The organism is Pseudomonas sp. FP818, assembly GCF_030687335.1.
Classification (GTDB): domain Bacteria; phylum Pseudomonadota; class Gammaproteobacteria; order Pseudomonadales; family Pseudomonadaceae; genus Aquipseudomonas; species Aquipseudomonas shahriarae.
Genome location: NZ_CP117427.1, coordinates 735,001 through 754,952, shown reverse-complemented (window position 1 = coordinate 754,952; position 19,952 = coordinate 735,001). Strand labels below are relative to the sequence as shown.

The following is a 19,952-nucleotide window of genomic DNA, read 5'->3' as shown; positions in this document are numbered from 1 at the left end:
CTGGCTTATGTGGGAGCTGGCTTGCCTGCGATGGCATCGACTCGGTCTAACTGAATGACCGAGCCGCCTGCATCGCGGGCAAGCCCGGCTCCCCCATGAACAGGGTCACAATAGGTATGCATTGCCAACAAAAAGCCCCGGTACTCAATGAGTGCCGGGGCTTTTTGTTGGGTTTCAATCAGAGCGTCGAACGCACCCGCCACAGCTCGGGGAACAGCACGGTGTCGAGCATCTTGCGCAGGTACCCCACGCCCTCAGTGCCACCGGTGCCCGGCTGGAAGCCGATGATCCGCTCCACCGTGGTCACATGGCGGAAGCGCCATTGGCGGAACGAGTCTTCCAGGTCGATAAACTTCTCGGCCAACTGATACAGGTCCCAGTAACGGGTCGGGTCGCGGTACACCTCGCGCCACGCCGCCTCCACGGATTCGTCATGAACCGTAGGCGCCGTAGGGTCGCGTTGCGCACGCTGCGGGTCAATCGCCAGGCCCGCCTTGATCATCAGGTTGATCGCTTCGTCATACAGCGACGGCGTGGCGATCGCCACTTGCAGCTCCTTGAGCAACTCCGGGCGATGGGCGTGGGGCCGCAACAGCGCCGCGCTTTTATTGCCGAGGATGAACTCGATTTCCCGGTACTGGAACGACTGGAAGCCCGACGACTGCCCCAGGTACGGGCGGATCGCCTTGTATTCCGACGGCGTCATGGTCGCCAGGACCGCCCAGGCGTGCACCAGTTGGTCGAAAATCCGCGACACCCGCGCCAGCATCTTGAACGCCGGCGCCAGCTCACCCAGGCGCACATGCTCGCGGGCAGCCTTGAGTTCGTGGAGCATCAGCTTCATCCACAGCTCGGAGGTCTGGTGCTGGATGATAAACAGCATCTCGTTGTGGTCCGGCGACAGCGGGTGCTGGGCCGTGAGCACTTTGCCCAGGTCCAGGTAGTCGCCATAGCTCATGGACTCGGAAAAATTCAGCTCGGCGTTATGCCATTCTTCCGGCGGCTGGTAATCAGGGGAGAAAGGACACTGGCTCATCGCGTGGGCTCCTTGAGCGGGCGCAGGATTGCTCGTACCGGGCTGGCATCGAGGTTGGCAAAGCGCAGCGGCAGCGCGATCAACTCGTAATCGCCCTGCGGGACGTCGTCGAGCACGATGCCTTCGAGAATCGCCATGCCATGACGGGCGACGGCGTTGTGGGCATCCATGGTCTTGGACTGTTGCGGGTCCAGGGACGGCGTGTCGATGCCGATCAGGCGCACGCCGAGGCTGGCCAGCAGCTCGATTGTTTCCTTGGCGACGGCGGTGAAGTTCGCGTCCCAGGTGGTCAACGGCGCCTGTTGATAAGTGCGCAGCAGCACGCGCTCCGGCAGGTTATCCAGGCGACCTTGCAACTGCTCGGGCTGCACCAGCGCGCCGCTGTCCAGGCAATACAGCACCCGACACGGCCCCAGGTACACATCCAGCGAGACTTCGCCGATGGGCGCACCGTCGACGCTGTAATGCAACGGCGCATCGACATGGGCGCCAGTGTGGGGCGACAGCGTAATGCGGCCGACGTTGACCGGGCATTCGGGGCCGAACTGCCAGACGCGCTCTTCCTGGAAGGGCGTATCGCCCGGCCAGGTCGGGGTGGCGGTGCTCAAGGGTGGGCTGATATCCCACCACGTTTTTATTGGGTTCATACGAGGCTCTCGGTCGTTTCTAAGGTGAATGATACGAGGGCCAGCGGTAAATATTCTTGCGAATTCCAGCGCGAAGGCTGATTTCTTTCGTAGTTACTGCGAAGAAACGCCTGATTATTGAATGGATCCATCAGCCACCCCAGATCAAATGTGGGAGCGGGCTTGCCCGCGATAGCAGTGGACCAGTGAAAAATGCGTCACCTGACACACCGCCATCGCGGGCAAGCCCGCTCCCACAGGGACGGTGTAGGTTTTAAGATCGTATTCCGATGCGCTTCTGGGCATCCCAGTGTCGAGTTCAGACCACTGGCATCCGACCTGGGGTTATAGGGTAGAACTTCATTTCCCTGCCTTGGAGCCATCATGTCCCAGCCGATCACCGTACTGCGCGATACCCATCCCCTACCGGTCCTGGATGCCTGCAAGTGGGAGAAGCTCGAAGGTGACCCGCACACCGTCAACCTCAACGCCTACACCAGCGAAGACGGCAGCAAGATCATGGGCACCTGGATCTGCACTCCGGGCAAGTGGTACGTGGAGTACGTGAAGTGGGAATACTGCCATTTCCAGGAAGGCTACTGCGTGATCACCCCGGACGGCCTGGAGCCGATCCATTTGCGCGCTGGGGATATCTTTGTGGTGGAGCCCGGCATGAAGGGCACGTGGGAAGTGGTCGAGACGGTACGTAAGTACTTCGTGTTTGCCTGAGCACGAAAAACCCGGGAGCCCACCCGACGCGGGCTCCCGGAAAATCCCCTATTGGGGCTTGCGATAGCTGTTGATGATCGCCGAGAAGTCCTTGCCCCCTTCCCCACGCTGGCTCATCGCTTGATACAACTGCTGCGCCACCGCCCCCAGGATCACCGGCTGGTGCGCCTGGCGTGCCGCTTCGGTCGCCAGGCCCAGGTCCTTGAGCATCAGGTCAGCGCCAAACCCCCCGGTATAACCCCGGGATGACGGCGCGGTCTCGATCACGCCCGGCCATGGGTTGTAGGTGTCGGAGCTCCAGCAGCGCCCGGTGGAGCTGTTGATGATGCCGGCCAGCACCTGGGTGTCGATGCCCAGCGCATCGCCCAGGGCCATGGCCTCGCTGACGCCGACCATGCTGATGCCCAGCAGCAGGTTGTTGCAGATCTTGGCGATCTGCCCGGTGCCGACTTCACCGCAATGCACGATGTTGCGGCCCATCTGCGCCAGCACCGGTTGCAGGGTGGCGAACAGTTCCGGGGTGGCGCCGACCATAAAGGTCAGCGTCCCCGCCTGCGCCCCGCCCGTGCCGCCGGAGACCGGCGCATCGGCCATCGCCACGCCGTGCTTGGCTGCCGCTGCCGCCACATCGCGGGCGGTCTGAGGGTCAATGGTGCTGCAATCCACGGCCGGCACGCCTGTGCCGATACCGGCGAGCACGCCGTCTTCACTCAGCCAGACGCCGCGCACATGGGCGGCAGCGGGCAGCATAGTCAACACCAGTTCGGCGCCTTCTGCTGCTGCGCGTGGTGAGGCACTGATGGTGCCGCCCAATTCGGCCAGTTCCTTGAGCACGGTCTCGTTCAGGTCAAACAGGTTCAGCGCGTGGCCAGCCTTGATCAGGTTGCGGGCCATGGGTGCGCCCATGTTGCCCAGGCCGATAAATGCAATTTTCATGGTCGTCTCCTTGATCAACGCAGGTTGATGGTGGTGTTGACGCCATCATTGACGCTGTCGTCGTCGAACCAGCGGCTGGTGACGGTTTTGGTCTGGGTGTAGAACTGCACCACTTGCTTGCCGTACGGGCCCAGGTCGCCGAGTTTCGAACCACGGGAACCGGTGAAGCTGAAGATCGGCACTGGCACTGGGATCGGGATGTTGATGCCGACCTGGCCGACGTCGATTTCGCTCTGGAACTTGCGCGCCGCCGCACCGCTCTGGGTGAACAGGCCGGTGCCGTTGCCGAACGGGTTGGCGTTGACCAGGGCGATGGCTTCGTCGAGGGTATCGACTTCCAGCACCACCAGCACCGGGCCGAAGATTTCCTGGGTGTAGATCTGCATATCGGTGGTCACGCCCGAGAACAGGGTCGGGCCGACGAAGTTGCCTTGCTCGAAGCCCGGCACCTGGATGTCGCGGCCGTCCAGTTCCAGCTTGGCGCCTTCTTTCACACCGCTTTCGATCAGGTCGAGGATACGCGCCTTGGCGCGCTTGGAAATCACTGGGCCCACGTCGGTCCCGGCTTCGCTGCCGGCGTTGACTTTAAGCTTCAGCGCCAGGGCCTTGAGGTCCGGCAGCCACTGCTTGGCCGCGCCCACCAGCACCACCACCGAGGTGGCCATGCAGCGCTGGCCGGCCGCGCCGAAACCAGCGCCAACCAGTGCGTTAAGCGTCTGTTCACGGTTGGCATCGGGCAGCACCACCGCATGGTTCTTCGCGCCCATCATCGACTGCACGCGCTTGCCGTGCTTGCCCGCCAGGTCGTAGACGTGGGTGCCGACGGCGGTCGAGCCGACAAAGGACACGGCCTTGATATCTTTGTGGGTGCACAGAGCATCCACCACATCCTTGCCACCGTGGACCACGTTCAACACACCGGCCGGCACCCCGGCTTCCAGCGCCAGTTCCACCAGCATCAGGGTCGACAGCGGATCCTGTTCCGAAGGCTTGAGCACGAAGGTGTTGCCGCAGGCGATGGCCATCGGGAACATCCACAGCGGGATCATCGCCGGGAAGTTGAACGGGGTGATGCCGGCGCAGACGCCGATGGGTTGGCGCAGGGTGTAGGTGTCGACGCCACCGGCGACGTTCTCGGCGAACTCGCCCATTTGCAGGGTGCCGATGGAGCACGCGTGCTCGACCACTTCCAGGCCACGGAAAATATCACCCTCGGCATCGGCAATGGTCTTGCCCTGCTCGGCACTGAGGACTACGGCAATGCGTTTGGAGTGTTCACGAATCAGCGCCTGCAGCTTGAGCATGATGCGCATGCGCGCGCCGATCGGCGTCAGCTTCCAGGTCTGGAAGGCGCGATGGGCAGCGTCGATGGCCGCGTTGACTTCATCGGCCGTGGCAAAGGGCACACGGGCCAGGACTTGTTGGGTCGCCGGGTTGACGATGTCTTGCCATTCGGTGGTCTTGGACTCGACCCATTCACCGTTGATCAACAGTTTGGCCTGTTTGACGGTGGTATCGGCAGACGTAAGCGATGCGTTCATTGTGGTCTCCAGATCTTGTAGTTATGCAGAGAGCCAAGGCGTGAAGCGCCTTGAGGATGAGGCGTTCGGACGATTTTTGGAGTATAGATGTGCAAACTTCCAATAAGAACCCACATAAAAGCCGGTCCAACATGCAAAAAAACATCACGTCTTTAGGCTCGCTGAACTGGGATGACCTGAAGTTTTTCCTCGAAGTGGCGCGTACCCGCAAGGCCAGCGTCGCTGCCAAGCGCCTGGCGGTGGACTACACCACCGTGTCGCGGCGCATCAGCTCGCTGGAAGGCTCGCTGGGCACCCTGCTGTTCGAGAAATCCCGGACCAGCGGGTTTGTGCTGACCAATGAAGGCCAGCGTTTACTGGGTTACGCCGAGTCCATCGAAAGCACCCTGCACATGGCCTGCGAACAAGTATCGGGCTCCGGCGTGGCGCTGTCGGGGCATGTGCGCATGGGCTGTACCGAAGGGTTCGGTAGTTTTTTCGTCACCCCGCAACTGAGCCACTTCGTCGATACCTACCCGGCGATCTCGGTCGACATCCTGCCCCTGCCCCACTTCATCAGCCTGTCCAAGCGCGAAGCCGACATCGTCATCGCCCTGGAACGCCCGGAACACGGGCCCTACGTGTGCTGCAAACTGTGCGACTACAAGTTGCAGCTGTACGCGACCCAGGAATACCTCGACCAGCACCCGCCCATCCGCCGCCCGGCCGATTTGGCCGACCATCCGTTTATCAGCTACGTGGATGACCTGGCGTTCAGCTCAGAGCTGCTGTACCTGGCCAATGTCGTCCCGGGCGCCAGCGCCAGCCTGCGCAGCACCAGCGTGATTGCGCAGTACGTGGCGGCGCAGCAGGGGCGCTCGCTGGCGATCTTGCCGTGCTTCCTGGCCGCGCAGGACTCGCGGTTGCTGCCGGTGTTGGGAGAGGAGATCAATATTACGCGGCAGTTCTGGATGTATTGCCGCGAAGACCTGCGCAAGCTCAAGCGGATTACCCTGTTGTGGGATTACATCCGGGAGGTGACGGAGCAGAACCAGGGGTTGTTGATGGGGGAGACGCGGGAGATGGTGTTTGCAGACTGAATGGCTGCTGCGGGCGCAGAACGTTGGGTCGGCACTGATAAGTGTGGGAGCGGGCTTGCCCGCTCCCAAAGTTGAGCGTGTTTGAAATTCAGACCGGCCTGTCGGCTCAGTCGGCGATCACTACAATCGACACCCGGCGATTCTCGGTACGGCCCGCAGAAGTGCTGTTGGAGGCCACCGGCTCGCTGCTGCCCAGGCCGCGCAGTTGCACGTTTTCTTCCTTCATACCCACGTCCACCAAGACCTTGCCCACGCTTTTCGCCCGGCGCAGGGACAGTTGCTGGTTGTAGGCTTCCTTGCCCGAGGCATCGGTGTGGCCGTCTACGCGCACGCGTTCGATGCCCACGCCGGTGAGGGCCTTGCCGATGCGTTCGACGATCTCGGTGCTGGGCGTGTTGAGTTTTTCGACGTCGCTGCCAAACAGCACTTTGCCCGACAGGCCAAACGCCCAACCTTCGTCGGTCAGTTCGAAGCCTTGTTGTTTGAGCACCGCCACTTGCACCGGGGTCAGGCCTTTGGGGGGGGGAGTCTGGCAGCCACTCAGGGCCAGTAGCGCAATAAACAAGGTGATAAACAGAACGCGTGTGTTAGCAAACAAGGGATCAACTCCTGTGTTGAACATTGGCAGCGGGGTGCTCCGACTCCGCCGTGTGCTGGCCGCCCTGGGAAAGGCGTTTGGCCTGGTACATCGCCACATCGGCGGCATTGAGCAAGGCGCCGGGAGTGGCACCATGATCGGGATATACCGCGATACCGATACTGAGTGAGGTCAACACTTCGGTGTTGCCCGGCAGCGGGATGGGCTGGTCCATGCTGGCGATGATTTTGTCGGCGATGCGCTGGGCATCTTCGAGCTTGTGCAGGGGCGAGAGCAGGATGGCGAACTCGTCACCGCCCAGGCGGGCCACCAGGTCGCTCTCGCGCAGTTGCGCCCGCACGCGCGCGGCGACCGCAACCAGGACGGCGTCACCGGCGGCATGCCCGAAATTGTCGTTGATGTCTTTGAAGCGGTCACTGTCGAGGAACAGCACCGCCACTCGCTCGTTGAGCTTGGCCGCGCTGCGCAAGGCGCGAATCAGGCGGCCCTCAAAGAAGGCGCGGTTGGGCAGCCCGGTCAGGCTGTCATGGCTGGCCTGGTGGGCAAGGGTTTCGTTTTCGCTTTGCAGGTGGGTTTGCCAGGCTTCCAGCTCGTCAAGCAGGGCATTGAAGTCGTTGCCCAGGCTGTCGAGCTCGGCGATCTGCGCCGGCGGCACACGGCGGTCGAAGGCCCGCTCGCTGCGCGCAGCGTGGGCGACGTCGGCCAGGCTGTGCAGGGGGCCGATAATGCCGCGCAACATGCGCCGTGCCAGGTAAATCGCGACCCAGCCACTGATAGCGGTACAGATGATGATCCCCGCCAGGCCACTGAGCAAAAAGCGCAACAGGCTACCGCCGTGGCCACTCAACTCGACGGTGCCAATTTTCTGGCCTTGATGCAGGATCGGCTGGCTGATGGGCTCTTCCAGCAGCGTGTGGGCCAACTCCAGCTCGATCCTGGACAGCACCCCCGTTTCCGGACGCACCCAATGGGCCAGGGTGTTGCCGTTGAGGTCCAGCACCCGGGCTTCAGCGACTTCTTCAGTGGAGGCAATCAGCGCCAGGGCTTCGGTGGCCGCCACGCGGTCCTTGAACACCACTGCGGCTCCTACGGTGTAGTTGATCGAGCGGGCGATCAGGTGCAGGTTGTGGTCGGCATATACCCGTAGGGCCAGCACCCCCAGCAGGGTCAGGGAGACGCTGGCCATGGCTACGGCCACCAGCGCCACACTCAGGTGCCCGCGACCAAGGACCGAACGTAATGTAGGGCGGGTTTTGGCGTTACGCAGCTTCATGGCTCCGGCGCCCGACGACGGGATAACTGCAGGACGCTGGGATGGATGCGCACACCGCTGCGGGCGACGGAGTCGAGGTTGACCTCGAACGAGACTTGCTCATCAGTGACCCGCAGGCAAAACAGGCTTCCCACAGTGCATTGATCGCCGCCTTCGCTGATGCTCAGCACCGGATGGCCAGTCAACGCGGTGAACAGGCGGCCACGCTCGTCAGGAGTGAGCTTGCCGATGTACAGCGCGTCGCACGCATTGACGATATTGGGGTTGTCCGCCAGCAAGCGCTGGACCACCACCGGCCGGCCGGTGGCCTGGGTGGTACCCTTGACCAGGTCGTCGGTGTATTGGGTCGGGCCAACGATGCACAACCGCAGTTGTGCGGGCTCCACCGGCCAACGGGCGTAGCTGAGAATCCCCAGTACCACCTGGGTGACGGCCTGGGCCCGCTGGTCGGCTGCACTGGCTGTGGGCGCCTGGGCAAAAGCCAGAGGCGTGACGAGACACAAAACGGCCGATAGCAGCAATCGTCTCCAGCTCCAACTACGCTCTGCGGGCGAGACAGCCACGTTCATGCAGCGATTCTCTATGATCTTCTCGGGATAATGCCGCAACGATAGCATATTGGCGGAAACCCCATCGAGACGGGCTCTAGGTAGATTCTGCCATTCATCACGAAAAACCCGACATATCGGTCAGGTTTTTCCCACATTCTCACGCACCCAACTCCAACATCAGCCCGCTCAACCGTTTTACCTTGCGCCGCACCGCCTCTTCGAAAACCCCGCCACGGGTCTCGATCAAGCTGAAGCGATCCTTGGCGCGGGTGATGCCGGTGTAGATCAGCTCCTTGGTCAGTACCGGGTTCAGTGCATCCGGCAAGATCAAGGCCGTGTGGGCAAACTCCGAGCCCTGGGACTTGTGCACGGTCATGGCGTAGACGGTTTCCACATCATTGAGGCGGCTGGGCAGCACAAAGCGCACTCCGCCCTGGCCATCGTTGCGCGGGAAGGCCACGCGCAGCACCTGCGGCCCACCGTCGCTTTCGGGCAGCTTCAAGGCGATACCAATGTCACCGTTCATCAAGCCCAGGCCATAGTCGTTGCGGGTCATCAGCACCGGGCGGCCTTCGTACCATTGCTGGTCGCTGTCGATCAGCCGGGCCTTGAGCAGCGCCGCGGTGATGCGCTGGTTGAGGCCTTCCACGCCCCAAGGGCCCTTGCGCACCGCGCACAGCAACTGGAAGGCATCGAAGGCTTGCAACAACTGGCGCGCCCAGTCGGTCCAGCGCGAGTCGTCGCGGGGTGTCTCGGCTGCCGGGCGCGTGGTGCGCAACAGGTTCAGGTAGTAGCGATAGCCCTGGGCATCGCTGCCCTGCCCGTCCAGCACCAGGCGCTCCAGGGCGCGGTCATGCTCGCCCTTGAGGTGCAGGCAAAACAGGTCGTGGCTGCCGGCGTCCAGCAGTTGGCGAGCCTGCTCGGGGTTTTGCTGGTTGACCCAGCGCGCCAGTTGGCCGATGCCGCTGCCTTCGCCGAAACGCCGGGAATAACGCAGCATGACCACTTGTTGCGCCAGCGGATGACTGGCCTCGAGATCCTCCAGCAGGCCGCTGCCCGCCAGGGTCTCGCCACTGACGTTTTCCAGCCATTGGCGGGTGTCGGGGCTGTACCAACCCGCTTCGGCATCGCGGCACAAATCGCCGAGCACCGCGCCGGCTTCCACCGAGGCCAATTGGTCCTTGTCCCCCAACAGTACCAGGCGCGCATGGGGCGGCAAGGCATCCAGCAGGTTGGCCATCATTTCCAGGTCGATCATCGAGGCTTCATCCACCACCAGCACATCCAGCGGCAACAGGTTGCCCGCGTGATGGCGGAAATGCCGGGTGCCGGGGCGGCTACCCAACAGGCGGTGCACGGTGGTGACCTCGGTGGGGATTTTTTCGCGCACAGCGTCGGGCACTTGCAGCGAGCGTACTTGCTGGCTGATGGATTCGGTCAAGCGTGCCGCCGCCTTGCCGGTAGGCGCCGCCAGGCGGATGCGCAAGGCCGTGCCCTGCTCCACTGCGGGTGCCTGCAGCAAGGCCAACAGGCGCACCACCGTGGTGGTCTTGCCGGTGCCGGGGCCGCCGGTGACGATGCTGAACGCACCGCGCGTGGCCAGGGCACAGGCGAGTTTCTGCCAATCGACCACGCCGTCCGGGGGCGGTTGGTCGAACAGGCCATTCAAGCGCTGGGGCAGGTCGGCCGAGACCGCTTCCTGCACGGCAAGACGCTGACGCAAGGCGCTGTCGATGCGTCGCTCATAGGTCCAGTAACGCCGCAGATACAGGCGCTTGCCCGACAATACCAATGGCCGGCTTTGCGCCGCCGCACTGCCATCGACGGCCAGCGCCACCAGCGGGCTTGCGGCCAGGGCATGGCACCAATGGGCGCCGTCCAGGCCCTCGAGCAATTGCGAGGGCAGCAGCATCACGCCACTTGAAAGATCCCCTTCTGGGGGCAGCGACAGAGCGAAATCCGGGGCCTTCAGGGTTTCGAACAGGTCCAGGCACACATGGCCGTGGCCCAGTTGGTGACTGGTCAGGGCGGCGGCCAGCAGCACCAGGGGATCGGCCTGTGGATCCAGTTCGTGGAGAAAGCCGACGAACGCCTTGTCCAGCGCCCGCAGCCAGCCGCGCTCGACCCAGCGCTCCAGCAGGTGCATCAGGTCGTCAGCGCGATCCAGCGGTGCCAGTGCCTCCAGCGGCATTGTCGAGAGGCTCATAGCAGGACTCCTTGTTCCCAGGCCGGTTCGACCTTGGGCGGTTGCGGCTTGCCCTGGAACAGCAGGTCCAGGCGTTCGATCAGCTCCCGTGGCGGCCGGGTGAAATACGCGCCCTGGCTCACGGCTTGGCTACCGCGCAGGAACAGATAGAGCGCGCCGCCCACATGCCGGTCGTAATCGTAATCCGGCAGGCGCGCCTTGAGTTGGCGATGCAGGGCCAGCAGGTAGAGGACATATTGCAGGTCGTAGCGATGGTCGAGAATCGACTGTTCCATGGCCTCACGGGTGTAGGCCGCGTCGTCGGCGCCGAGCCAGTTGGATTTGTAGTCAGCCACGTAGTAGCGGCCGTCATGTTCGAAGGTCAGGTCGATAAAGCCCTTGAACATGCCATTGAGCAACACCGGCTCGGCGGCGACCCGCGACACGCCGTCATGGGTGTATTGGCAGACCAGTTGGTCGAGGGCGAGCACATCGACTTTGTGGCTGGCGAACCAGAACTCCATTTCAATCTGATAGTGCTGCAGGTCGCTCAGGGTCACAGATGCCTGCCCATGGCCCAGGCCCAACGGCAGTTGCAACAGGTGCCCGAGCCAGCCGCTGAGGGTGCCGATCCAGCCTTCCCAGCCACGTCGGTTGCAGCGCCGGGCAACGGCATCTTCGATGGCTTCGGCCGTTACGTTGAAGCCTTCGTTACCGGCCCACTCCAGCAGGCCGTGGAGAAAGGTCCCGGGGTTGGGGCCCCGTGGGAAACGGTGAATATCCCCGCCAGACGCGGCGACTTCGCGCGGTGCATCCGGGTCCAGGCGTTCGTCGTCGAACAGCTTCTGTGCCTGGGGGCTTTCCGGGGCTTCCAGGCTGGCGGCGCTCATGCTTTCGCCGATGCGCAGGGCGCTGTAGGACGCGATCCACCAGTTTTCCGCGGCCTTGCGCTTGGGCAGCAGCGGCGCGAGCAAGGTCGCGTCATTGCGCGGTGGTTGGTAGGTACTGGTGTCAGCTTCCGGCATTTGCCCGTAGGCAATCGCCGCGCAGCCGTCCTGCAAATCCATCAGCCAGCGGGCCAGGGCTGCGGACTCACCCAGGGCCGCGCCGCCGCCCAGCAGATAGCCCAGGGCTGACAGGTGCAACACCGAACTGTTGTTATTGCCGCGTTTGAGGTCGGCCACGCCCAGCCAACAGGCATGCTTGGCCCGAGTCAGCGCCACATAGAACAGACGCAGGTCTTCGGCCAGGCGCTCGTCATCAGCCTGGGCGATCAGTTCGACGGTGGGTTTCAGGCTGACCTGGGACTTGCCGTTGGCATCGTGGTAATGCAGCGGCAGGCGGCTGCCGTCGACCGGCTTGGCCGAGCAGATAAACGGCAGGAAGACCAGGTCGTATTCCAGGCCCTTGGACTTGTGAATAGTCACCACTTTGACCAGTTGCTCATCGCTTTCCAGGCGCAGGATCTGCTCTTCGCCGGCCTGGCCCGACAGCGCCAGGTGCTCCGCAAGATGGCGGATCAGCGCTTGTTCGCCGTCCAGCTCTGCGGCGGCCTGTTGCAGCAACTCGCACAGGTGCAGCAGGTTGGTCAGCACCCGCTCGCCATCGCTGCGGGCAATCAGGGTTTGCGGCAACTTGAAGTCATGCAGCAGACGCCGCAGCATCGGCAGCACGCCCTGGGTGCGCCAGATCACGCGGTAATCGCGGAACTGCATGACTCGCTGCTCCCAGACCAGTTCGTCCTGGTTCAGTTGTTCCAGCTCGGGCAGCGACAGGTTGAGGGTGACGCAGGCCAGGGCCGCGCGCAGCGGGCGCTCGACATCCGGTTCGGCACAGGCTTTGAGCCAGGCGAGCAGGTCATGGGCTTCCTGGGAGGCGAATACCGAGTCCTTATCGGACAGGTACACGCTGCGCACACCCCGCGCGGCCAGCTCACCGCGTACGGCCTGGGCTTCCTTGCCGTCACGCACAAGGATGGCGATGTTCGACGGTTGCACGGGAGTGAAGTCTGCCCCCTTGATAAACCCTGCCGTGCCCTGCTGACCGCCATTGAGCAACGCGACAATCTGGCTGGCGCACGCGCCTGCCAATTGCTGGCGATACCGCACATTGGAGACCGGCTGGTCGGTGGGCAGGTGCCAGATATTCAGGGCTGGCAGTATGTGGCCATCGACCTGCAACTGCTCCTTGCGACCCTGGGACGACACTGGCTGGAAAGGCACCGGGTTGTCGCCGTCGGGCGTACGAAACAGAAACGCCCCACGCCCGGACTCCGCACGCTCGAACACGTGGTTGACCGCCTCGACCATCGCATGACTGGAGCGAAAGTTGGTGCCCAGGGTATGCAAGCGCCCGGCGGTGGCCTGGCGGGCGCGCAGGTAGGTGTAGATATCGGCGCCGCGAAACGCATAAATCGCCTGCTTGGGGTCGCCGATCAGGAACAGGCCGCTGCGCGGGCTGTTGTCTTCGATGCGGTAGATGCTTTCGAAGATCCGGTACTGCACCGGGTCGGTGTCCTGGAATTCGTCGATCAGGGCCACCGGGAACTGCTCGCGGATTACGCTTGCCAGACGTTCGCCACCCTCGGTTTGCAGGGCGGCGTCGAGGCGGATGAGCATGTCGTCAAAACCCATCTCGGCACGCCGGCGTTTCTCTTCTTCAAAGCGTTTGCCGACCCAGGCCGCCGCGTGTTGCAACACTGCAGCATCGGGCGTGGGCAAGGCGTCGAGGCTGGCTTTGAGGCCCGCCATGGCATCCAGGCCGGGGTGACGGGGGGCGTCGCCCTTCCAGGCTTCGGCCATACCCTCGGGGGTCAGGCGGGTGAAGCCGGTGCCGATGTCCAGTTGTTCCAGGGTTTCGTCAGCGGCCCAGGCGCTGATTTTCTCGAACCAGGGCTCGAAATAACGGGCCTGCATCTTGCGGCCGTCCACAGCCTTGGCGGCGACAGCTTGCAGGCAGATCTCGCGCAACTCGGCGGCCCATTGCTGCCAGGGGGCCTTGAGCGCCACCAGGGCCTCGCGGCGCTCGTGCAAGCAGGCCTCGATCAACTCGGCGGGCTCACGGGGTTCATCACCGGGGCGCTCGCTACCGAACAACGCGCGCACTCGGGGCATCAGCGCCGCAGGGCCACCCCAGTTGCTGCGGACCCAGTTCAGGGCATCGCCGTGCATCGGGTAGCAGAACAGCCGCCAGTAGTCGCGCAACACTTCGCCAAGCAAGTCGCTGTGGTCGGTTTCCAGGGTCTGGGTAAACAGGCTGCCACTGTCGAAAGCGTGCTCGCGCAGCATGCGCTGGCACCAACTGTGGATGGTCGAGACGGCGGCCTCGTCCATCCATTGCGCGGCGATGTCGAGGCGGTTGGCGCAACCCTGCCACTGCTCGGCGCTGTACTGATCACGCAGCTCGGCGATCAGGGCATCGGGCTGTTCGATTTCGTCACGAAAGAAACGCGCCGCTTGTGCCAGGCGGGTGCGGATGCGTTCACGCAGCTCTTTGGTGGCGGCATCGGTGAAGGTCACCACGAGGATTTGCGGCGGCAGCAATTCGCGGCCAAAACCCGCCTCATCGCCACCGTGGCCCAGAACCAGGCGCAGGTATAACGCGGAGATGGTGAAGGTCTTGCCGGTACCGGCGCTGGCTTCGATCAGTTGGCTGCCACGCAGGGGGAAGGCCAGGGCCAGGGGTTTGGTGCTCATGAGCGGGCCTCCTCGCTGGTCAGTGATCGCCAGGGGGCGGTGATGAGTGGGCGGTACAGGGTTTCGCACCAGCCTTCGAAATCTTCACTGGCGACCAGGGCCGCGTAGTCGGGGAATTGCCGGGTGAGGGCCGGGCTTTCGCGGCGCTCGCCATCGCTGGTGATGCCATCGCCTTCGTAGGCTTTAAGGGCGGCGGTCTGGGCTTTGTCCGGGTCAGTCTGGCCGAGCCAGGCGAAGGCGGTCTTCACCGCGATCGGTAGTGGTTCGCTCATGCCGGCCCGCCAGGCCAGGAGCAGGTTGCCAAGCACATCCTGGGCAAGGTTTTGCTCCAGTGGCGCCAGTAGGAGCGTGTCATCACTCGCCACCAGGCCGGTGCTCAAGGGCAGGCCACAGGCGCAGGCCACCAGGTGGTTGACCCATGGGCGGATCAGGCGATGCCACTTGCGGGTCTTGATCGAGCCGATGCTGTTGGGGATGGTGGTCACGCTGAGCAAGCCGCCATCTCTGCGCCGGTGCAAGCCGCTGACCCAGCCGTCGAGTTGAATACCCTGGTGCGCGAAGCTGACGGGCTCCGCCGTATTGTGTGGCGTGGGCCAGAGTGCCAGGAGTTGCTGGTAGCGTTGCAGCAAGTCAGGCAAGGGTTCGATCAGCTCGTTGCGCAGGCATTCGCCGAAACCGACCATGGGCAGCAGGCCACTGCCTTGAAGACGTTGCGCTTGGGCCTGCAGGGCTTGTTCGAGATGATCCGGGTCGGTCAGCGCGGCGGCGAGCAGGCTGTCGCTCAAGGTGTAGCGCTGCAAGGCGTCGAGGACGAAGGGTTCTTCATCGGCCAGGGGCACTTCAGCGGCTTCGAAAAATACTTTGAGGCGCTGGCTGAAGAAATGCCTGACAGGGTTACGCAAAAAGTCCTGCAACTGACCCAGGCTCAGGGGTTCTTCCTGGATGTGGGGTGCCAGACCGGTCGTTTCGAGGGGCTGGTCTTGAACTTCGTGTAACAGTTGCCATTCGCGGGCGTAGCTGAACAGTGGATCGCCCTCGTGGAAGTAACGCGCACTGAAGGGTTGCAATGGGTGCTCCTGGGTCATCGCCTCCAGCAACGGTTGCTCCTGGGCATGCTGCCAGCCGCTGGCGAGGTGATCGCGCAGTTGGCCGATCAGCACGGACGCCGGGCGCTCGCTGTTATCGCGGATGCTGCGGCCGACCCAACTGATGTAGAGCTGGTCGCGCGCCGAGAGCAGGGCTTCGAGCAGCAGGTATCGGTCGTCTTCACGCCGGGAGCGGTCGCCGGGGCGGTAGTCGCTGCCCATCAGGTCGAAATCCAGCGGCGGTTGCGCGCGGGGATAGTCGCCGTCGTTCATGCCCAGCAGGCACACCAGCTTGAAGGGGATGGCCCGCATCGGCATCAGGGTGCAGAAGTTCACGGCACCGGCGAGAAAGCGCTGGGACAAGCGGCCCTGATCGAGACCGGCGAGCCAGGCCTCACGCACGACAGTCAGCGGTAATTCGTCGTACAGGCCGACGGACTCGCAGGTCTCCAGCCAGTCTTCCCGCAATTGCTCCAACTGACCCAGCAGATAGTCATCGTGTTCATTGCTGGGCAGGAAGAAGCGCTGCATCAAGTCTTGCAGGCGTGTGCCCCAGGCTTGCGGGGTCGCGGGCTGTGACAGGGCTTGGTGGGCATCGTGCAATGCGTCAAGCAGGGCGACCAAGGGCCCGATCAGCGCCGCGTCGAGGCCGCCGATTTCGTCATAGGGCTCAATGCCGGCGCAGGCTGCGCCACTGCCGACCGCGTAGCCCAGCAGCATGCGGCGCAGGCCGAATCTCCAGCTGTTCTGCTCCAGCGCACTGGGCAGGCCCAGGCCTGCGCGCTGTTCAGCATCGAGCCCCCAACGGATGCCTGCGCCTTCTATCCAACGGTGCAGCGTGGGCAGGTCGCGCTCCTGGATGGCGAAGCGTTCGCGCAAGGCGGGAACGTCCAGCAAGTCGAGGATTTCGCTGACGGGGAAACGGCTGTCCGGGAGTTTCAGCAGGTGTTCGACGGCGATCAACAGCGGGTCGCGGCCCCGTTGGCCCTGGTCCGTCAGGGTGAAGGGGATGAAACGTGGGTCTTTCTTGTCCAACTGGCCGAACACCGCACGGATATGCGGTGCATAGCTGTCAACGTCCGGGACCATGACGATAACGTCGCGGGGGCGCAACGTCGGGTCCGCGCTGAAGCGTTGGAGCAGTTGGTCGTGAAGGATTTCCACTTCGCGCTGGGCGCTGTGGGCGATGTGGAAGCGGATCGAGGTGTCGTGCTGCAGATCGACGGCCGGCCAGCGCTCGCGGGTTTCCGGGAGCGGGCGCAGTTCGAGGATATCGTCCTGTAGCTGGTTGAGAATGGTGGTCGGCTCGCTGTCGCTGAACAGGTCGATGCGCCCGTCACGGAAGGCCGACCGGTAGCTGTTGGGATCGTCGTAGCTGTCCAGCAGGTTGATGTAGTCGCGACCTTGCTTGCCCCAGGCGGCCAGCAAGGGGTGGGCGTGCTGGTGCAAAGTTTGCGGGTCGATGGTGACAGGCATCCCGGTCTTGCGCGCCTGGCGTTTGTATTCGTTTCGCAGGAGGTCTTTGTCGGCGACGATGTCGGACCAATGGTGACGGCAAGGGTTGTGCACGCAGAGCAACACCTGGCTGAAACGGGCCAGACCGGCCAGGGCTTCAAGGGCCTGGGCGGGCAAGGAAGAAATGCCAAACACGATGACGCGGGACGGCAGGCCTTGGGGGGCGGTGTCCAGGTTATTAATGCGTTCGATAAAACGCTGGTGAACCCCGGCACGGCTTTGCGCCATGCCTTCCTCACCCAAGTCCAGCAGCAACGCGCGCCATAACTCGGCCTGCCAGCAGTTGGCCGGGCTCAAGGGCTTGGCTTCGCCTCGGCCATTGCGCAACTGGTGGCGGCCAGCGGCCCAGTCTTCCAGCCAGTCGGCACGGTACACCTGATATTGATCGAACAGGTCGGCCAGGCGCTCCGCCAGTTGGTAGCGTTTACGCAGGTCAGTGTCATGGGTGAGGAAGCGTTGCAGGGGCTCGAAGTGCGGCTGGTCGATCAGCTCGGGCAACAGGCGCATCAGGCGCCACGTCAGTGGGGCTTTATCCAGCAAGGATTTGGCCGGGATTTCATCGCGGCCCAGGACCATGCGATAGAGCTGCCACATAAAGCTGCCGGGCAGTTGCACGTCGATTGCCGCGGCTATGCCGCACCCTCCCAGATCGTCCTCTTCCGGGTCTTCAGCAAGGGCCAGCTTGAGCCATTGGGCGATGCCGTTGCTTTGCACCAGAGCGATTTCGTTTTCCAGGGGAGCCAATGGATAACGACGCATCCAACTGACGACCAGGCTGCGCAGTTCATCCAGGCGATTGCCGTGGACGACCATAAATCCAGCACTGAGGGACGTTGCATCCGGCATAACGGCTTCCTTGGGAAAAGCAAAATCGAGGGAGCGACTTTAGCATTGAAGGGCGTTACAGGCGGAGTTGGACTGCGCGCCAAATCGCCTCAGCGCTTTTCGCCCGCCCAAAACAAAACCCCAACTGCTTTCGCAATTGGGGTTTCGGAATTTAATCTTGACGATGACCTACTCTCACATGGGGAAACCCCACACTACCATCGGCGATGCATCGTTTCACTACTGAGTTCGGGATGGGATCAGGTGGTTCCAATGCTCTATGGTCGTCAAGAAATTCGGGTACTGAGTCGTGACCAAATGGTCTCGCTTCAGCAAATTGGGTATGTGATAGCTTTCGGTGTTTTGTGAGATTCGAACTTTCGGTTCATTTCGTCTTCACACACCGCAATCTGATGCTTTTGCTTGTTTCCAAGTCAAGAGTAGTCAAATTGCTTGGGTGTTATATGGTCAAGCCTCACGGGCAATTAGTATTGGTTAGCTCAACGCCTCACAGCGCTTACACACCCAACCTATCAACGTCGTAGTCTTCGACGGCCCTTTAGGGAACTCAAGGTTCCAGTGAGATCTCATCTTGAGGCTAGTTTCCCGCTTAGATGCTTTCAGCGGTTATCTATTCCGAACATAGCTACCCGGCAATGCCACTGGCGTGACAACCGGAACACCAGAGGTTCGTCCACTCCGGTCCTCTCGTACTAGGAGCAGCCCCTCTCAAATCTCAAACGTCCACGGCAGATAGGGACCGAACTGTCTCACGACGTTCTAAACCCAGCTCGCGTACCACTTTAAATGGCGAACAGCCATACCCTTGGGACCGGCTTCAGCCCCAGGATGTGATGAGCCGACATCGAGGTGCCAAACACCGCCGTCGATATGAACTCTTGGGCGGTATCAGCCTGTTATCCCCGGAGTACCTTTTATCCGTTGAGCGATGGCCCTTCCATACAGAACCACCGGATCACTAAGACCTACTTTCGTACCTGCTCGACGTGTCTGTCTCGCAGTCAAGCGCGCTTTTGCCTTTATACTCTACGACCGATTTCCGACCGGTCTGAGCGCACCTTCGTACTCCTCCGTTACTCTTTAGGAGGAGACCGCCCCAGTCAAACTACCCACCATACACTGTCCTCGATCCGGATAACGGACCTGAGTTAGAACCTCAAAGTTGCCAGGGTGGTATTTCAAGGTTGGCTCCACGCGAACTGGCGTCCACGCTTCAAAGCCTCCCACCTATCCTACACAAGCAAATTCAAAGTCCAGTGCAAAGCTATAGTAAAGGTTCACGGGGTCTTTCCGTCTAGCCGCGGATACACTGCATCTTCACAGCGATTTCAATTTCACTGAGTCTCGGGTGGAGACAGCGCCGCCATCGTTACGCCATTCGTGCAGGTCGGAACTTACCCGACAAGGAATTTCGCTACCTTAGGACCGTTATAGTTACGGCCGCCGTTTACCGGGGCTTCGATCAAGAGCTTCGCGTTAGCTAACCCCATCAATTAACCTTCCGGCACCGGGCAGGCGTCACACCCTATACGTCCACTTTCGTGTTTGCAGAGTGCTGTGTTTTTAATAAACAGTCGCAGCGGCCTGGTATCTTCGACCGGCATGAGCTTACGGAGCAAGTCCTTCACCCTCACCGGCGCACCTTCTCCCGAAGTTACGGTGCCATTTTGCCTAGTTCCTTCACCCGAGTTCTCTCAAGCGCCTTGGTATTCTCTACCCAACCACCTGTGTCGGTTTGGGGTACGGTTCCTGGTTACCTGAAGCTTAGAAGCTTTTCTTGGAAGCATGGCATCAACCACTTCGTTAACTAAAAGTTAACTCGTCATCAGCTCTCGGCCTTAGAATCCCGGATTTACCTAAGATTCCAGCCTACCACCTTAAACTTGGACAACCAACGCCAAGCTGGCCTAGCCTTCTCCGTCCCTCCATCGCAATAACCAGAAGTACAGGAATATTAACCTTTTTCCATCGACTACGCTTTTCAGCCTCGCCTTAGGGACCGACTAACCCTGCGTCGATTAACGTTGCGCAGGAAACCTTGGTCTTTCGGCGTGGGTGTTTTTCACACCCATTGTCGTTACTCATGTCAGCATTCGCACTTCTGATACCTCCAGCAAGCTTCTCAACTCACCTTCACAGGCTTACAGAACGCTCCTCTACCGCATCATCCTAAGTGATACCCGTAGCTTCGGTGTATGGTTTGAGCCCCGTTACATCTTCCGCGCAGGCCGACTCGACTAGTGAGCTATTACGCTTT

Annotated in this window: 12 protein-coding genes and 2 rRNA genes (1 of these 14 running past the window's edge); 2 read left to right on the top strand and 12 right to left on the bottom strand. The window is 62.1% G+C overall.

The window, feature by feature from the left end:
• Positions 1-178: 178 nt before the first annotated feature.
• Complete coding sequence (gene kynA / locus PSH80_RS03245; RefSeq protein ID WP_057960627.1) at positions 179-1,036, bottom strand: tryptophan 2,3-dioxygenase; 858 nt, start codon at positions 1,034-1,036, stop codon at positions 179-181.
• Positions 1,033-1,683 (bottom strand): arylformamidase, encoded by a 651-nt coding sequence (gene kynB, locus PSH80_RS03240; protein WP_057960628.1) that lies wholly within the window; start codon positions 1,681-1,683, stop codon positions 1,033-1,035. Before kynB ends, kynA begins: the two co-directional genes overlap by 4 nt.
• 363 nt (positions 1,684-2,046) lie before the next feature.
• On the opposite strand from kynB, the gene PSH80_RS03235 reads away from it, so the two are divergent.
• Positions 2,047-2,391, top strand: a complete 345-nt coding sequence (locus PSH80_RS03235) for a cupin domain-containing protein (protein WP_057439321.1) — start codon at positions 2,047-2,049, stop codon at positions 2,389-2,391.
• Between the two features lie 48 nt (positions 2,392-2,439).
• On the opposite strand, the gene mmsB is transcribed toward PSH80_RS03235, so the two are convergent.
• Together mmsB and PSH80_RS03225 are read right to left on the bottom strand one after the other, a co-directional pair.
• On the bottom strand, positions 2,440-3,327 hold the full coding sequence (mmsB, locus tag PSH80_RS03230) for a 3-hydroxyisobutyrate dehydrogenase (RefSeq protein WP_305419170.1): 888 nt from the start codon (positions 3,325-3,327) through the stop codon (positions 2,440-2,442).
• Between the two features lie 14 nt (positions 3,328-3,341).
• A complete protein-coding gene (locus PSH80_RS03225; protein WP_057439323.1) occupies positions 3,342-4,868 on the bottom strand; it encodes a CoA-acylating methylmalonate-semialdehyde dehydrogenase in 1,527 nt (508 codons plus the stop codon).
• Positions 4,869-4,999: 131 nt separating this feature from the next.
• On the opposite strand from PSH80_RS03225, the gene PSH80_RS03220 reads away from it, so the two are divergent.
• Positions 5,000-5,947, top strand: a complete 948-nt coding sequence (locus PSH80_RS03220; RefSeq protein WP_057439324.1) for a LysR family transcriptional regulator — start codon at positions 5,000-5,002, stop codon at positions 5,945-5,947.
• Between the two features lie 106 nt (positions 5,948-6,053).
• On the opposite strand, the gene PSH80_RS03215 is transcribed toward PSH80_RS03220, so the two are convergent.
• From PSH80_RS03215 to PSH80_RS03180, 8 genes are all read right to left on the bottom strand, one after another.
• Positions 6,054-6,569 (bottom strand): OmpA family protein, encoded by a 516-nt coding sequence (locus PSH80_RS03215; RefSeq protein WP_057960630.1) that lies wholly within the window; start codon positions 6,567-6,569, stop codon positions 6,054-6,056.
• Positions 6,550-7,818, bottom strand: coding sequence for a diguanylate cyclase domain-containing protein (locus tag PSH80_RS03210; protein ID WP_057960631.1), 1,269 nt, complete (start codon positions 7,816-7,818; stop codon positions 6,550-6,552). Before PSH80_RS03210 ends, PSH80_RS03215 begins: the two co-directional genes overlap by 20 nt.
• Positions 7,815-8,387, bottom strand: coding sequence for a YfiR family protein (locus PSH80_RS03205; protein ID WP_057960632.1), 573 nt, complete (start codon positions 8,385-8,387; stop codon positions 7,815-7,817). The genes PSH80_RS03210 and PSH80_RS03205 overlap by 4 nt, the downstream gene beginning before the upstream one ends.
• Before the next feature lie 139 nt (positions 8,388-8,526).
• Complete coding sequence (gene recD, locus PSH80_RS03200; protein ID WP_057960633.1) at positions 8,527-10,575, bottom strand: exodeoxyribonuclease V subunit alpha; 2,049 nt, start codon at positions 10,573-10,575, stop codon at positions 8,527-8,529.
• Positions 10,572-14,249, bottom strand: coding sequence for an exodeoxyribonuclease V subunit beta (recB, locus tag PSH80_RS03195; RefSeq protein WP_198800277.1), 3,678 nt, complete (start codon positions 14,247-14,249; stop codon positions 10,572-10,574). The genes recD and recB overlap by 4 nt, the downstream gene beginning before the upstream one ends.
• A complete protein-coding gene (gene recC / locus PSH80_RS03190) occupies positions 14,246-17,695 on the bottom strand; it encodes an exodeoxyribonuclease V subunit gamma (RefSeq protein WP_305419161.1) in 3,450 nt (1,149 codons plus the stop codon). Before recC ends, recB begins: the two co-directional genes overlap by 4 nt.
• A 155-nt stretch (positions 17,696-17,850) precedes the next feature.
• A 5S ribosomal RNA gene (gene rrf / locus PSH80_RS03185) occupies positions 17,851-17,966 on the bottom strand.
• Positions 17,967-18,138: 172 nt separating this feature from the next.
• Positions 18,139-19,952, bottom strand: a 23S ribosomal RNA gene (locus tag PSH80_RS03180) (it continues 1,071 nt past the right edge of the window).